Annotated in this window: 13 protein-coding genes; 2 read left to right on the top strand and 11 right to left on the bottom strand. The window is 60.7% G+C overall.

Features of this window, described 5'->3' with window-relative positions; all coding sequences use genetic code 11:
- Positions 1–4: 4 nt before the first annotated feature.
- Positions 5–2,383 (bottom strand): aminomethyltransferase family protein, encoded by a 2,379-nt coding sequence (locus QUV21_RS05040; protein ID WP_300853540.1) that lies wholly within the window; start codon positions 2,381–2,383, stop codon positions 5–7.
- Between the two features lie 124 nt (positions 2,384–2,507).
- Here QUV21_RS05040 and QUV21_RS05045 point away from each other — a divergent pair, with 124 nt between their 5' ends.
- Positions 2,508–3,356: a DMT family transporter gene (locus tag QUV21_RS05045; protein ID WP_300853541.1), complete on the top strand. Its 849-nt coding sequence runs from the start codon at positions 2,508–2,510 to the stop codon at positions 3,354–3,356.
- Positions 3,357–3,362: 6 nt separating this feature from the next.
- On the opposite strand, the gene QUV21_RS05050 is transcribed toward QUV21_RS05045, so the two are convergent.
- The 9 genes from QUV21_RS05050 to QUV21_RS05090 form a co-directional block, all read right to left on the bottom strand.
- Positions 3,363–4,370 (bottom strand): helix-turn-helix domain-containing protein, encoded by a 1,008-nt coding sequence (locus QUV21_RS05050; protein WP_300853542.1) that lies wholly within the window; start codon positions 4,368–4,370, stop codon positions 3,363–3,365.
- Positions 4,371–4,382: 12 nt separating this feature from the next.
- Positions 4,383–5,453 (bottom strand): DUF3445 domain-containing protein, encoded by a 1,071-nt coding sequence (locus QUV21_RS05055; protein WP_300853543.1) that lies wholly within the window; start codon positions 5,451–5,453, stop codon positions 4,383–4,385.
- A gap of 9 nt (positions 5,454–5,462) precedes the next feature.
- Positions 5,463–6,425 (bottom strand): PDR/VanB family oxidoreductase, encoded by a 963-nt coding sequence (locus QUV21_RS05060; protein WP_300853544.1) that lies wholly within the window; start codon positions 6,423–6,425, stop codon positions 5,463–5,465.
- The gene (locus QUV21_RS05065) at positions 6,422–7,045 is read right to left on the bottom strand and encodes a dimethylamine monooxygenase subunit DmmA family protein (RefSeq protein ID WP_300853545.1); all 624 of its coding nucleotides are present in this window, start codon (positions 7,043–7,045) and stop codon (positions 6,422–6,424) included. Before QUV21_RS05065 ends, QUV21_RS05060 begins: the two co-directional genes overlap by 4 nt.
- A gap of 58 nt (positions 7,046–7,103) precedes the next feature.
- Entirely contained in the window at positions 7,104–8,243 is a 1,140-nt protein-coding gene (locus tag QUV21_RS05070; RefSeq protein WP_300853546.1) for an aminomethyltransferase family protein, read from the bottom strand.
- Between the two features lie 162 nt (positions 8,244–8,405).
- Complete coding sequence (locus tag QUV21_RS05075; protein ID WP_300853547.1) at positions 8,406–9,776, bottom strand: ammonium transporter; 1,371 nt, start codon at positions 9,774–9,776, stop codon at positions 8,406–8,408.
- Between the two features lie 252 nt (positions 9,777–10,028).
- A complete protein-coding gene (locus QUV21_RS05080; RefSeq protein ID WP_300853548.1) occupies positions 10,029–10,190 on the bottom strand; it encodes a hypothetical protein in 162 nt (53 codons plus the stop codon).
- A 22-nt stretch (positions 10,191–10,212) separates the two neighbouring features.
- Positions 10,213–11,601, bottom strand: a complete 1,389-nt coding sequence (locus tag QUV21_RS05085) for an ammonium transporter (RefSeq protein WP_300853549.1) — start codon at positions 11,599–11,601, stop codon at positions 10,213–10,215.
- Positions 11,602–11,885: 284 nt separating this feature from the next.
- Positions 11,886–13,229: an NAD(P)/FAD-dependent oxidoreductase gene (locus QUV21_RS05090; RefSeq protein ID WP_300853550.1), complete on the bottom strand. Its 1,344-nt coding sequence runs from the start codon at positions 13,227–13,229 to the stop codon at positions 11,886–11,888.
- 338 nt (positions 13,230–13,567) lie between these two features.
- Between QUV21_RS05090 and QUV21_RS05095 the strand changes: the two genes are divergently transcribed.
- Positions 13,568–13,930, top strand: coding sequence for a cupin domain-containing protein (locus QUV21_RS05095; protein WP_300853551.1), 363 nt, complete (start codon positions 13,568–13,570; stop codon positions 13,928–13,930).
- Positions 13,931–13,978: 48 nt separating this feature from the next.
- Here QUV21_RS05095 and glnT read toward each other — a convergent pair whose 3' ends face one another.
- Entirely contained in the window at positions 13,979–15,286 is a 1,308-nt protein-coding gene (glnT, locus tag QUV21_RS05100; protein WP_300853552.1) for a type III glutamate--ammonia ligase, read from the bottom strand.
- Between the last annotated feature and the right edge of the window lies 1 nt (position 15,287).

Genomic DNA, 15,287 nt, shown 5'->3' on the forward strand with positions numbered 1-15,287 from the left:
GGCGTCAGCTTTGCGGGCGGGTCTTCTTCGGGTCGTAATGTGATAGCGGCACGATGACGGCGGGCAGGCGCTTTTGCTGGCCGTCCAGCTTGCCGACCTCCAGCGCGGTGCCAACTGCGGCGTGCGCCACATCAACCCGCGCCAGCGCGATGTTCTTGCCCAGTAGCGGCGAGCGGACTGAGGATGTCACCTCACCAATCTGCGCGCGCCCGATGTGCAGGCAGTCGCCATGCCCGACATCGACATTGGCGTCGATCTCCAGCCCGACAAACTTGCGGCTTGGATGTTCCTTCCGCCGGATCAGCGCCTCACGGCCGATAAAGTCATCGGTTTTGGATTTCAGCGGCACGGTAAAACCGATCCCGGCCTCGAACGGGTCGGTCTGGTCGCTGAAGTCGTAACCTGCAAAGATCAACCCGGCCTCGATCCGCACCATGTCCAGCGCGGCAAGGCCCATGGGGCGCAGGCCCAGATCCTCGCCATTGGCCCAGACGGCGTCATAGACCGCGCTGCCGTCCTTGGGGTGGCAAAAGATCTCAAAGCCCAACTCGCCGGTATAGCCGGTCCGTGACACCACAACCGGTGCGCCCGCTGGCCCACCAAGGCGACCAATGGTGAAGCGGAACCAGCCCAACTCCTCGATCGTCGGCTGGTGCGGCGCGGTCCAGATCATGCGCTTGATGATCTCGCGGCTGTTCGGGCCTTGAACGGCAAGGTTGTGCAACTGGTCGGTGCTGCTGCGCACCATCGCGTTCAGGCCCAGCTTTTCCGCCTGCTCCCTGATCCAGACCCCGCCGTAATCATCGCCGCCGATCCAGCGGAACTGGTCACGGCCCAGACGGAAGGCGGTGCCGTCGTCGATCATCCCGCCGTGGTCGTAGCACATGGCGGAATAGACCACCTGGCCCTGCGAAAGCTTCTTCATGTCGCGGGTCAGCACCCAGTTCATCAGGGCTTCCGCATCCGGGCCGGTCACCTCGAACTTGCGCAGGGGCGACAGGTCAAGCACCACGGCGGCCTGACGGCAGGCCCAGTATTCCTCAAGCGCACCATTCGACGAATAGGCCTGTGGCAGCCAATAACCCTTGTATTCGACCACATTGCGGGTTTTCTGGCTGATCCGATCGTGGAAGGCAGTTTCCTTGGTCATCTTCGGCTCCGACTCCGGCGTGGGGCGATAGGCAATGGAACGGCTGAATTTCTCGGCGCCGGAATAGGTGCGGACGTGGATGTCCGACAGATACCAGCCGTTCGCAGGCGAGGTGTCATCCGGGCAGGCCGAGTTGACGCAGACGATATCGGTCAGCGCACGGAACAGCACATAGTCGCCGGGGCGGGACCACGGCTCGTCACTGATCAAGACGCCATGTGAATCAATGTTCGTATTGAAGAACAGGTTGACCGCCATCCAGCCGGGGCGCGGGTCGACGCCATGTTTGGCAAGCGCCTTGTTGAAGTTGTCGGAACAGTTGATGTGGCCGGGATAGCCGATGTCGTCGTAATACTTCGACGCGCAGGCCATGGCAAAGGCGTCATGGCGGCCCACGGTATCCTGTACCACCTCGACCAGCGGCACCCAGTCCTGATCGAAGTATTTCGAATGGAGGCCGGGCATCGAATAGGCATGCCCCATCAAGGTGCGGCTGGTCGTCACGTCCAGCGCATGCTGGATTCCCTTGTCAAGCTTGCGGGCATCAAAGCATTGAAAATCAGTGCATTGCCGACCATCGACGTCAAGGATCTGGATATAGTCCCCGGCCTTGACGAAGTAGCTTTCCGCCGTGGCCGACTTTACCCGCAGATCAAGGATCGGGTCGGCCAAGGGGTCCGGCAGATCATGGTTGCCGATCATCCGGGGCTTGGCGCGCTGGACCAGCAGGGTCAGTGGCGTCGCGGTATCCTGTGCCTCGGGGGCCATCGGCAGACCGGGGGCGGCAACGACAAGCCAGCCGTCATCCATCGCCGTTAGTTCGGCCCGCGCGCCGGGGGGCGTGTCAGGACCAAACAGCCGCAGCCCCCCGGCCTTGCCCAAATCAATGTGGCGTTGCGTCAGGCCACGGCGCAGCCGCGCCAGCCCTTCGCCCGCAGCATCCCCCAGCGCAAGCATCGCCTTCAGCCCTTCGGCGGTAGAATTCGGCGCCTGACCAAGAATGGCGGCATCAATCCGGCCATCCTGCGCTGCGGCCACAAGTTCGGCAGGCTGACCGCCTTCGTCATTCACAAGGGTCAGCCGATCTCCGGTCATCAGTTGCAAAAGCGTAGCACCGCCGCCCGGAATCACATGGCGCTCTTGCCCGTGGTGGCGCGAGAAACCTTGCGGTGTCAGAATCCGGCTCGGGCGTGGCGGGCCGGGATTGACCATCGGATAGGCAGTATCGAGCATGGTTTTCCCCGAAGATGCAGCAACGGCATTTTTAACAAGGATAAAACTTGTTCATTCACAAGAATAGCGACAGGCTAAGCCTGACACAAGCGCCGCAACGGCGGAAGGCAAGAAAATGCTGGCATTGAGCTTTGGACTGACGGCAGCGCTGATCTGGGCAGTGCATGATCTGCTGGCGCGGAAACTGTCGCAGGGTGCGGCTTTGCTTCCCATAATTACGGTTGTGCTTGGCGCGGGCTCTGTGGTGCTGGTGCCGGTGGCCCTTCTGGCCGGGGACTGGGCGGCGATGACCGGGGCCGCATGGGGCATTGCGGCGTTTTCCGGGGTGGCCATCGCGGTGGCAATCGGCAGCCTTTACAAGGCCTTCAGTCTGGCGCCTGTGCGCCTTGTCTCGCCGGTGATCGGGGCCTATCCGATGCTGTCTCTGGCCTTTGCGATGGCGCAGGGCCGCCCGGTGACGGGGTCGGAATGGCTTGCCGTTCTGGCGATCGTGACGGGCATTGCGATTGTGGCGCTGTCTTCACGGGATGACGCGCCTGAAGGCTATGCATCTTCTCCCAGTGTGGCGCTGGCTTGGGCCGCGCTTGCGGCGGTAGGTTTCGCCGCGACCTTTGCCTTGGGGCAAGAAGCGGCGCGGCAGGGTGCAGACCTGCCGGTGATCCTGATCGGCAGGGTTGTCGCGCTGGGGGTGATCGTGGCGCTGCTTCTGTGGCATGGCGGTTCGCTTGCACCGCAGCGCGGCCACTTCCCGGTGCTTGCTCTTATGGGCGTTTTTGACGCCGTGGCCCTTGGTCTTGTCACTGCAGCGGGTAGCCTTCCCCGGGCAGAATATGCATCAGTCTCGTCTTCGTTGTTTGGCGTGCTGACGATACTTCTGGCGGCATTCTTCCTGAAAGAGCGGGTGCGCGCCGTGCAATGGGCGGGCATTGCCGCAGTCTTCTGCGGGATCGCGGCCCTGTCGATGCAAGGCTGAGGCGCCCTATTCGGCCGCTTCAACCCGCGCAGGCCCCGCCCGCCGCATTGAAAGGGTCAGCCGCCGCTCATCCCTTGGGCTGACCCCAAAGATCTCGGTATAGTGCCGGACCATAGGGCTGGAGGTCATGTAACCGACCGAAGCCGCAATGTCGCGCAGCGAGTCGTTGGAATAAAGTACCCGCTGCCGCGCTTTGGTCAGCCGAAGCTGATGATAGTAGCGCAACGGGCTTTGCCCGGTTTCCCGCTTGAAAAGCCGTTCAAAGTGACGCCCCGACAGACCGACCGCATTGGCTACATCGGGGATGCGCAACGGGTCTTCGACATGGGTTTCAAACAGCCTGATCGCCTCGCGGATCGCGGCGGGGAGCGTGTCGGTCGTGCCGCCAGACCTGGCGACCGGCACCTTCTGGCTGGCGTCGGCATCGCGGACGAAAGGATGCTGGAACCAGCAAGCCACCTCAGTCATGCAGTCGCGACCCAGTCTTTCCTCGATCAGGCGCAGCATCAGGTCAAACACCGCCCCCGCGCCAGACACGGTGACCCGGCGGCCTTCGCGCACCAGCGCTGCTTCCCGGGAGTCGACATTCGGAAAATCCGCCTTGAACGCCGCCTCATAGCACCAATGCACTGAACAGGGCCGTGCCTCCATCAGCCCGGACCGAGCCAAGGGGAAGATCCCACCCGAAAAGGCGCCCATTACCACCCCGGTCCGGTCAAGCCAGCGCAGGCGCGCGGCGCTGCGGCGGGGGTCGGCGAACTCCGCGGTCGGTGGCGAGATCAGATAAAGCTGATCCAGCCCCTCGGCCTCCTGCAAGGTGACGTCCGGCTCGAACCCGATCTCGGCAGATGAACGCACCGGAACCCGGTTTTCAGCGACGAGCTTCCACTCAAACTCCCGTCGACCGCTGATCTCGTTCGCGGCGCGCAAGGGCTCGATGGCCGAAGTCAGGCAGGCCATCGGAAACCCCGGAAACAGGAGAAACCCAACGCTGAGGGGCGCGCGCTGTCCCATCAGTTCCCCCGATCAGTCATCTGGCCACCACCCCGGCGAGGTCGGCTGGCCGTCATCGTATTTCGACAGCCAGTCCACCATGGCGGGGCGGTTGCGGATGAAACCCTTGTAGGTCGCCAGTTCCTCAGGCAGGTCGCGGATCACCCGGTGCAGTCGGCGACCCCATTTCGGGACCGTCACGATCTCGTCGAACGAGGCCAGATAGCAGCGGATGTCGAAGGCAATCGCGTTTGAGCGGGGCAGGCGGTAAAGCGATTGCAGTTCCACCCGCAGGTGCTGTTTCTGCCCCAGATTTTCAGGTGTGATGGTGGCCTTGGTCGGCCCCCATTTCGGATAGGTCTCGGGCGCCGTATCCAGCAGCGGGTTGACTGTCATCGTCCAGTTGAACCGCCGCACCGGCGCGCCGTGCTGCAACTTCATAAGGAATTTCAGTGCTCGGTCGAAAACGCCCTTTTCATGGGCAAGTGGCACCGGCGCATGCCATTCGTGGAAGTTCATGCCTACGTCAAAATCCAGCGACCAGTCGGCCTGACTGGTCACCATTCCCGCGTCCATCCACAGCGTGCCATCCCGTTCGTCCTGCAGGCTGAAATCGCCTTGGGTCTGGCGGGTGATGTATTCAAACGGGCCATAGGGCAGCGTTGATTCGTCAAGGAACGTGAACGAATGGTCGATCCCCAGCGGCCGGTTGATCCAGCGCCAGTTGTTGCCGCTCTTTTCAAGGCTGAACCATTGCGGATAGTCCCGCGCCTTGGCCTCCATGATCAGTTCCAGAAGATCCCAGCCCGCCAGCGTCATGTGCGGCAGGCTTTGGCAGCGCAATGGATCATCAGCCAGCACCTTGGCGCGGTCGATCATCTCGGCAACGTAGTGTTCGTCCACATCCAGGATATGCTCGAACGCGGTGCCTTTGCGGCCCGGCACATGCGGTTCCATGTTGACCGAATACATGTAGTCGTCGCGGTCAAACGGGAACGGGAAGCGTCGGATGTTCTGCGTCGAATTGCGGTAGGTGAAGTCCTCACGGAAGGTTTCTTCCCGGAAGAAATCATTGAACGCGCCCGGTTTGAAGTCGAGGCTCATGGTCGTCTCCTATCGGTCGATGACAAGGGTCTTGCCCTCGAAGCGGGATACGCACGGCATGATCTTGCGGCCTTCGGCATGTTCTTCGGGGCTCAGCCAATGGTCGCGGTGCAAGATCATGCCATCACATTTGTGAACGGTCGTTTCGCATTGTCCACAGGCCCCGCCGCGGCAAAGATAGGGAGCATCTACGCCCGCCGCCTCAATCGCCTCCAGCAAGGATTGGGTGGTGCCGACGGTAATGGTCTTGCCGCTGGCAGCAAGCTCCACCGTGAAGGGCAGGCCGGTGCCGGGGGCAAGAAATTCTTCATGATGCAGCGCCAACTTCGGCCAGCCCATGCTTTCGGCAGTGGAAAGAACCCAGTTGATCATCCCTTTCGGGCCGCAGACGTAAAGATGAGTGCCAATCGGTTGCATCGACAGGATTCGAGACAGGTCAATCGCCTGCTTTTCCTCGTCAAAATAGGTGTGGACCCGGTCAGGATGCGCCGCTGTCAGCCGGTCCATATAGGCCCCAAGCGCGCGGTTGCGGGCAGAGTAGTGCAGTTCGAACCTGCCGCCGAAATGCGTCAGTTGCGCGATCTGCGCGATGAAGGGGGTGATACCGATGCCGCCCGCAATCATCAGGTGCTTCTTCGCCCGATTGTCCAGCGGGAAGAGGTTGACCGGATAGGAAAGCGTCATTTCCATCCCTGGCTTCACATGGTTGTGCATGTAAAGCGACCCGCCCCGGCCCTGATCATCTCGACGAACCGAGATTTCATAGCCTGACCGATCCTCGGGGTCTGACATAAGTGAATATGGGTTCAGCCTGCGAAGTCCGTGATCGTCCATCTCCACGACGGTATGCGCGCCACCCGAAAAAGCCGGCAGGTCCGACCCGTCGCGGGACACAAAGCGGAATCGCTTGATCAGATCATTGACCTCGACGACCTCGGCCACGCGGACCAGAAGCTTGGCACCACCGCTCATTTGAACCTCACCACGCTTTGCGGCACTTCACCGGGGTCTTCGGCATCGATGTTGACACCCTGAAACGCCGCGATCCGCCGTGAATAATGGTCACGGACAAAGAGGTTAAGCCCGCAATGGCTGCATTTGAACGGGTCTGAAGCCACGTTCTCGGTGATCCCCTTGCAATGCACGCACTGGACGCGGCGCACGGTCGATCCGCGATGTTCCTTCTGGATCGCGCCCACGGGAAATCCGGTCTTCATGATCTCACGTTCCGCCTGACCGATCAGTCCCTCGGTCCCGGCAAGGTAGAACTGGCTACCCATATGCGCGTCAGCGAGCACCCGGATCAGTCGCGGCAAGAGCGCCGGAATGGTCGGCGCGCGGAAGAACTGTGCCGCACCAAGCGCCTGCAATTGACTGGAAAGATCCGTCCCGTTCGGGCCGGGCGCATACATGACATGAGCGGCAGCCAGAATTCCCGAACGATCACTCGCCTTGTCCAGCATCTCAATCACAGCATCCGCCCCCTCTCCGTCAGCAACGATAAGGTGCAACTGGCCGGGGCGGGGTTCAAGGGGTGCATAGACCGGGCGACTGTGAATGGTCGGGGTCACTGGGGTTAGACTGCTGGTCACGTATCCGTATCCTTAGTCGAGAGGGGGTCCGCCCGCTGGGCAGACCCCGGTCCTTGCATCAGTCCTTGGCGGTGCGGCGTTCTTTCTTGATGTCGTAGAACGGCATCGAATGGGTAGTGGCCGCGATTGGCCCATGCGTGCCGCAGCGCACTTCAAGGCTTGTGCCGTTGTTGGCGCAATCAACCGGCAGGCGGGCGATGGCGATGTTCCAGTCGTTCAGCGGCGAATACATCGCCTGCGTCACCAGTCCGACCTGCTTGCCGTCGCGGAACACCGGAGCGCCGTTTCCGGGGACATTCTTGCCTTCCAGCTTCAGGCCCCAGATCTTGAAGCGCTCGCGGCCCTTCAGGCGGTAATGCTCTTCCGCCCCGCGGAAGCCTGTCTTGCCCGGCGACACGGTGAAGTCGAGCCCCAATTCCCACAGCGTATCGCCCGGGCCTTCATTTTCAAACGGATACATCTCGGAATTGTCGAAGGGGAAGAACAGCAGATAGCTTTCCGTCCGCAGCATATCCAGCGTGGTAAATCGGCAGGGGATGATCCCCATCGCGGCACCTTCTTCAAGGATGCGGTCCCAGATCATCGGCGCGTCCTGCCCGCGCACGAACAGCTCATACCCCCGTTCGCCGGTATATCCGGTGCGCGAGATCATCGCGGGCTTGCCGAAAAGCGAGGTCTGCATGTGGTTGAAATAGGGCAGCTGGCGGATGCCCGGCACATGCTTTTCCAGATACTCCACCGCCATAGGGCCTTGGAGCGACAGATCGTGGGTGTTGTCGTCGAACCGGATCGACACATCGCGGCCCGTCGCGGCCATGGTCAGCTGTTCATGCGCGCCGCCCGACCCGTGGACGACCATGAAGCTGTTCGGCGCCAGACGGTAGATCACGCAATCATCAATGAACTTGCCCTGATCATTCAGCATGGTCGCATAGACCGACTTGCCGGGCATCAGCTTTTCCATGTTCCGCGTCGTGGCGCGTTCGATGACATGGCTGGCTGCCGGCCCGGTGATATGAACCTTCTTCAGGCCTGACACATCCATCAGCCCCGCCTTGGTGCGGATCGCCATGTATTCGGCATCCGGGTCGCCCTTGGAATAGGACCATGCGGTTCCCATCCCGCTCCAGTCCTCAAGGTCCGAGCCAAGTGCGCGGTGGCGGTCGATCAAAGTCGAGAAGCGCCAGGAGTTGGTCATTTGCGGTCTCCCTGAAGGTTATTCATTTTTCGCCAGTCTCAGGCGATTCTCGCCAGAAAGCAATAATGAAGTGCAACATTCTTTCTTGTGAGAAAACAGTTGCCGAAGAAAAAGGCCGCCCGAAGGCGGCCTGATCGTTCTCTTTGCAGTCGCGTCTTCCCGTCAGGCGCGAGGCAGGTCTTCCTTGGTGACCACATCGGTCTCGACACCCCAACGCAGGCTGTCCAGACCCTCGGCCATGTCCTCGTCCGACACTTTCAGACCGATGGTTGCCTTCAGTACCATCGCCGTGACCAGCGCTGTCACGACGCCGGCACCGACGCACACGACAATCCCCGCAAGCTGCATCACCAGGCTGATCTGGCCATGCTGGAAGGCATAGGCACCCTCTTCGATCCCGAAATAGCCGCCGCGCGGCGTGCCAGCCTTGAACAGACCAAGCATGATCAGACCATACGAGCCCGCACCGATGAACAGCGGCGTCAGCTTGTGTTCGTCGAACCGGCGCTTGAAGGTGAACTCGTAGACCAGATAGGCGATCACGGGCGCACCAAGGGCCACAAGGAACATCTGCCAAGGCAGATACACGTCAAAGCCGGACGCGCCCGACACATAACCCGCCAGAGGTCCAAGCAGCAGATAGGCATATTTGCGGGTCGCATAGGCGATGATCGTGCCTGAAACAGCCCCACCAGCCCAAGCCAGCGCATAGTTGTTGATCGCCACACCGACGCTGGTGTCAGCCATGGTGATCGAGATTGCCAGCGCCTCGGGGTCGACGAAGAACAGGCAGGACATGATGACCATCGGCAGACCGGCAAAGATGGTCAGTAGGCCGACAGCCGCCAGCCCGATCGACGGCGCATAATAGCCTGGCACCCGGGGGTGGGGCTCGAACACGCCGGGGCGGGCTGACAGCATCGGCACCATGACCAGCGCCATACCGGCCGGGAACAGGTAGACGAAGCCCACACCGAAGAAGTCATGAAAGCCCGCATTTGTCAGCGGGCCAACAGAACCCCATGTGATCCAGCTGACCACAGACGAGGCCACCGCAGCAACAATGGCAAAGACATAGTAGGCCGAGGCCTTCATCCGTTCCGACACCGCGAAGTGGAACAGGATGTTCACGATCCCGGCAAAACAGGCAAGGAAGAACACGAAGATCTGGAAGGTGTTCAGCCCCGGGAAGACCGCCGGATCGACATTCTGCGCCAGTGCGTTCAGCATTGCCCCGCCGATCCACCAGTCTTTCAGACTGTCCATCAGCGTTGCATCAACCATGATGTAATACTGGGCGGCCCAGAAGCCGAAGCCGATGAAGTAGTAGGTCGTGAAGCCAAGGAAAAAGCCCATGACCTTTTCGATGGTCGAGTTGAAAAGGCTTTTCCGCCGGGTCGTCCCGGCATCGATCAGCAGCAGCCCGACCACAACGAAGATCGCCCCGACCGTGCCGGATGCGTAGACTACGTTCTGAACAAGCGAATTCAGGTTCACCTGATCCGCGAAGAACGCGACAGTTTCGCCTTCCATGATGTACTCCCTGTTCCCTTTTTTCCGCGACGCCGGACTATTGCGTCCGGCATGACCGGCACAGCGTCGGTCGAGCGGCTGGGCTTTGCTGCCCATGGCTGGCATGCTTGCCGCAAAATTGGGCAGAGGCAAAACAATTTTTGCCCACAGAGAAATAAATTTTCCCGTCAAAGCCGAATATTCGCTTGACAGGCGAGCAACGCATGACGCCCCAGCCGGGGCCGGGGCGTCAAGGTCGTGGGATGGTCAAGCCTACCTTGTCTTGCGATACGCAGCCTTCTCGTGCAGCGCGCCGAACACAAGTGCGCCGACACAAAGGATGATCGACAGGATCAGCCAGATCGCCTCGCTGCCGTGGCCCGCGTAATACGAGCCCTCGACAGCCGCCCAGTCGGTGATATCGGTTCCGAACATTTCAAGTCCTCCTTGTTGCGGTTCATTGGGCTGGCGTGGTGGGGCCGTGGGTCTCACCAAGGATTTCAGGATAGGCCACGGCAGGCACCTTTGCCTTGTCGAGTCCCATGATCTCGGCCTCGCGCGGGACGCGCAGCAGGCCCATGGACTTCAGCAGCAGGGACACGAGATAGCCGGGAACAAAGCCAAGCACCGCCATGATCACCGCCCCGACAACCTGCCCATAAAGCGTGATCTGCGGCGCGCCTTCGGATGCAAGGGCCGGATAGCCCGAGGCGAAGATGCCAACGGCCACCACGCCCCAAAGCCCGACGACACCATGCAAGGCAACCGCGCCGACGGCGTCATCGATCTGCATCCTCTCGACGATCCGCGCGGCAATCGGCATGATCGCACCGCCAATCATCGCGATGACGAACGCCATCGGCGGCCAGTAAAGATCAAGCCCAGCCGCAACCGAGATGATCCCGCCCAGCGCGCCCGACATCATCCAGAACGGGTCATGCGTGATCGCCCATGCGGCAATCGCGCCGCCAGCAAAACCCATCAGGATGTTGAAGGTCATGGCCGAAAGATTGACCGGCGTGCCGTAGATCGTCGCGAAGATGCCCGAACCCCAGGACCACGGCTCGCCCGGGAAGATCACGCAGGCCATCAGGAACCCCCAGAAGCCGGCGATGATCAGCATCAGGCCGACCAGCGTGGCGGGCATCGAATGGCCGGCGATGGAATTGGCGCTGCCGTCGGCGTTGAACTTGCCGACCCGCGCGCCAAGGTTGATCAGCACGCCCAGCGTGAAGAAGCCCGCAATCGCATGAACCACGCCCGATGCACCGAAGTCGTGATAGCCAAGCGCCGTCACCAGCCAGCCATCCGCATGCCAACCCCAGGCTGCGCCAAGGATCCAGACAAAACTGCCCAGCACGATCGCAAGGATCACGAAGCCGACGATCTGGATCCTCTCGATCAACGAGCCGGACATGATCGACGCCGTTGTCGCGGCAAACATGGCGAAGGCCCCGAAGAACACTCCGGTTGCGCTGTCGGCAAGGTTTGGCCCCATCACTTCGCCTGCGGGATTGGCCGCTCCGAGGGCATAATCATAACCCGAGATTCCAAGCGGCCCGGCCGACATCGAAAAGCCGGTGGGGAAAGCCCAGTAAATGAACCAGCCCGCGTAGTAGAACGTCGGAATGATGAAAGCGAAGGCGAGGATGTTCTTGATCCCCGAGGACAGCGCATTCTTGGCCCGCGATGCCCCCATCTCGTAGGACAGGAAGCCCGCGTGGATCAGAACCATCAGTGGTATGGTCAGGAAATAGAAAGTCTCGGCAGTCGTGCGATTCAGCCCCGCCGCAGCCTCCTTGAGGCTGGCAAGCTCGGCGACAAGCGTCGCGATTTGCTCTTCCATGGATCATTTTCCCCTGTTGTTGGTGCCGCCACCCATTCCGGTCGGGCAACTTGCGGGGAAAGGAAAGCATGCAGGCGGTGCTTGACCGCCCGAAATCTTCACAGCCGTCAAAATTGTTTCCGCAGAGTCGGACAGGTTGTCGGCGCTGGGTCAAATGGCAGGCTGATTTGGGTATTTTGCACAGTAGTTGATCAGATTGAGAACTTCTTTCGTGGCCAAGGACACTCGAAAGACCAAAGGCCCCGGCATGCCGGGGCCTTTCAAATCGGGGCATAAGGGCCACTTTAGTTTCGCAGGTAGCTTTCCATCGAATCTTCCAGCGCGTCTTTCCACGGGGTGTGGTGGACCGGTGCCATGGTGCCGGTGATCACCGATTTGTAAGCGTTGTTGCGGAAGCCCATGATGTCTTCCTTCTTGTGGTCCTTCCACTCGAAGAAGGCCTCGCAGGCACCCTCCACGTCGAAGGACGGATAATCCGTTTCGGCGATCAGTTCCTTCACGTAGTCGCCCTGATAGTGAATGGCATCATGCGCGTCCTGGCCCGCATCCTCATGCGCCACGCGGTCCTCGACATCCTTCATCAAGACCGCCTTGTCGGTCGGGATCGCGATCCGGCCCATGATCGCATCACGCACCCACCATGCCTGCGCGTCGAACATGTTGAAGGTGAACCACTGGTCCTGCATGCCGATGTAGAACAGCTTTGGATTGTGAACCCATGCCACGCCCTTGTAGAGATCTGCCGTCGCGAGCCGGTTCGCCGTCTTCAGCCGCAGATCGTCGGGCAGGAACGGGAAGTGGTGCTTGTAACCAGTGCAAAGGATCACCGCGTCGATCTTCTTCGAGGTGCCATCCTTGAAATAGGCGGTCGTCTCGTCCATGTGGTCCAGTGCCGGCACTTCCTTCCAGTTCTCAGGCCATTTGAACCCCATTGGCGCGTTACGATAGGCAACGGTGATCGACTTGGCACCGTATTTCCAGCATTGGCTGCCGATATCCTCGGCCGAATAGCTGGACCCCAGCAGCAGCAGATCCTTGCCTGCGAACTCACGCGCATCGCGGAAGTCATGCGCATGCAGGACGCGGCCGTTGAACTTGTCGAAACCGGGGTATTCCGGGACGTTCGGCACCGAAAAGTGGCCGCTGGCAACGATGACGTTGTCAAAGTCTTCCTCATACATCCGGTCGTTCTTGAGGTCATGCGCGGTGATGGTGAAGTTGCCCTTGGCCTCGTTGTATTTCACCATGCGGATGGTGGTGGAAAAGCGGATCCAGTCACGCACACCGGCCTTTTTCACCCGGCCTTCGATATAGTCGAACAGCACGGCGCGCGGCGGATAGCTGGCGATCTGCTTGCCGAAATGTTCCTCGAACGAATAATCGGCGAATTCCAGCCCTTCTTTCGGACCGTTCGACCACAGGTAGCGATACATGCTGCAATGGACAGGTTCACCGTTTTCATCCAGACCCGTGCGCCAGGTGTAGTTCCACAGCCCGCCCCAGTTGGACTGCTTTTCGAAGCAGACCACTTCGGGGATGTCGGCCCCCTTCGCTTTCGCCGACTGGAATGCGCGCAATTGCGCAAGGCCTGACGGGCCTGCCCCGATCACGGCAACTTTCTTCTTCATCTGGAACCTCCGGCTGTTGGCTTTGTCAGGGCGCTTGATCTGCCCCTTGTCTGGATCGAAACTAGAAGGAGAGTTGCGTATCTGTCAAATCTTCTTCCTGTTGGTAAACACAACAAAACCCGAAAGACTTGCGCCAGTGGGATCGACAAACAACTTCTGAATGAAGAAATGGCAGATCACGCGCAGACGGGCAACTGTGACAGAACACGCTACCCGCCGCAGGTCTGATGCCGCGCCGCGACAGGTTGACCTTTGACAGCAATCGGCCACACAATCAGGGAAGCGCCGTGACGCAAGGCAAGATTCACTCACCCGCAAGGCCAAGGACGAAGCTTTTGATGAAACCGATCAACCCGAACGACCGCCGTATCGCCAACATCCACAAGGCCGCGTTCACGCCCTTTGTCTATCCCGACGGGGTGGCCATGGGCGATACGGTTCTGCAACTGGACAACAGCCGCGCCTTGGGCGAGGGTTTCCATGTCTACCGGATGCCCGCTGGCATGACGACGCGCGGCCACCGCCACAACGGCAACGAACAATTCCTGATTCTGGAAGGCGAGTTGCACGAAAGCGATGGCACCATCCTGCGAGCCGGGGATCTGGTGTTTTACCGCGACGGCACGGAACACAATTCCTACACCCCAAACGGTTGCCTGCTGGCCGTGCATATCGCCGGGCCGGAAACACCGCTGGAATGAACAAAGGCCCCGGATCGCTCCGGGGCCAGTAGGGGTCTCAGGATAAGGTCAGATATCGAGCGTGGTCTGGGTTTCCCAGGCTGAGAAGTGCGAACAGTAGTCGTTCCACTCCTTGTGCTTCAGCTTCAGGAACGCGGCCGAGAATTCGTCGCCCATCATGGATTTCAGGGTCTTGTCCTTGTCGTATTCGCGCAAGGCATCCAAGAGGTTCAGCGGCAGTTTCGGCGCGTTCTTCACCGTATGGCCCATCTGGTACATGTCGATGTCATGGCGCTTGCCCGGATCGGCCTTGCTGCGCACACCGTCCAGACCGGCGGCAAGGATCACGGCTTGCATCAGGTAGGGGTTCGCCGCCCCATCCGGCAGCCGCAACTCAAACCGCCCCGGCCCCGGCACCCGCACCATGTGGGTGCGGTTGTTCCCGGTCCATGTCACCGTGTTCGGCGCCCAGGTCGCGCCACTGGTCGTACGCGGCGCGTTGATCCGCTTGTAGCTGTTCACTGTCGGGTTGCAGATCGCCGCCAGCGCGCTGGCGTGCTTCATGATACCGCCAAGGAAGTGCCGGCCCTGTTCGGACAGGCCAAGCTCTTTCGTCTTGTCGGCAAAGACGTTGGTATTGCCGTCAAGGCTCCAGACCGAGATATGGGCATGGCAGCCTGACCCGGTCAGCCCCTTGAAGGGCTTGGGCATGAACGTCGCCCGCAGCCCGTGCTTTTCCGCCACCGACTTCATCATGAACTTGAAGAAGCTGTGCTTGTCGGCGGTTTGCAGCACGTCATCGTATTTCCAGTTCATTTCATACTGGCCGGTCGCGTCTTCGTGGTCGTTCTGGTAAGCCTCCCAGCCCATCTCCAGCATGTAGTCGCAGGCTTCCGAGATGCAGTCATACTGGCGCATCATCGCCTGCTGATCATAGCAGGGCTTTTCGGCGTTGTCGTAGGGGTCGGCAATCCGGTCGCCCGCCGGGGTCAGCAGGAAGAACTCCGGCTCCACCCCGGTCTTGACCCGCAGGCCCTCTTTTGCCGCCTCGTCCACCAGCCGCCGCAAGACGTTGCGCGGAGCTTGCGCCACCGGCTGCTCTTCCATGACGCAGTTGGACGCCACCCAGGCGACATCCTTTTTCCACGGCAGCTGGATGACAGCTTCGGGGTCCGGCACGGCCATCATGTCCGGGTGCGCGGGCGTCAGGTCCAGCCAGGTGGCGAAACCGGCAAATCCGGCCCCATCCACCGCCATGTCATTGATTGCCTGCGTCGGTACCAGTTTAGCACGCTGACCACCGAACAGGTCGGTGTAGGAAACCATGAAATACTTGACGCCCTTTTCCTTGGCCCATTTGGCAAGGTCTTTCGTCATT

The sequence above is a fragment of the Tabrizicola sp. genome, from assembly GCF_030373185.1.
Classification (GTDB): Bacteria; Pseudomonadota; Alphaproteobacteria; order Rhodobacterales; family Rhodobacteraceae; genus Tabrizicola.

Coding starts and splice junctions, on each gene's coding strand:
- QUV21_RS05070 (WP_300853546.1), bottom strand. CDS start 8,243: ATGACCAACTCCTGGCGCTTCTCGACTTTGATCGACCGCCACCGCGCA.
- QUV21_RS05085 (WP_300853549.1), bottom strand. CDS start 11,601: ATGGAAGAGCAAATCGCGACGCTTGTCGCCGAGCTTGCCAGCCTCAAG.
- QUV21_RS05040 (WP_300853540.1), bottom strand. CDS start 2,383: ATGCTCGATACTGCCTATCCGATGGTCAATCCCGGCCCGCCACGCCCG.
- glnT (WP_300853552.1), bottom strand. CDS start 15,286: ATGACGAAAGACCTTGCCAAATGGGCCAAGGAAAAGGGCGTCAAGTAT.
- QUV21_RS05060 (WP_300853544.1), bottom strand. CDS start 6,425: ATGAGCGGTGGTGCCAAGCTTCTGGTCCGCGTGGCCGAGGTCGTCGAG.
- QUV21_RS05080 (WP_300853548.1), bottom strand. CDS start 10,190: ATGTTCGGAACCGATATCACCGACTGGGCGGCTGTCGAGGGCTCGTAT.
- QUV21_RS05090 (WP_300853550.1), bottom strand. CDS start 13,229: ATGAAGAAGAAAGTTGCCGTGATCGGGGCAGGCCCGTCAGGCCTTGCG.
- QUV21_RS05095 (WP_300853551.1), top strand. CDS start 13,568: ATGAAACCGATCAACCCGAACGACCGCCGTATCGCCAACATCCACAAG.
- QUV21_RS05055 (WP_300853543.1), bottom strand. CDS start 5,453: ATGAGCCTCGACTTCAAACCGGGCGCGTTCAATGATTTCTTCCGGGAA.
- QUV21_RS05075 (WP_300853547.1), bottom strand. CDS start 9,776: ATGGAAGGCGAAACTGTCGCGTTCTTCGCGGATCAGGTGAACCTGAAT.
- QUV21_RS05050 (WP_300853542.1), bottom strand. CDS start 4,370: ATGGGACAGCGCGCGCCCCTCAGCGTTGGGTTTCTCCTGTTTCCGGGG.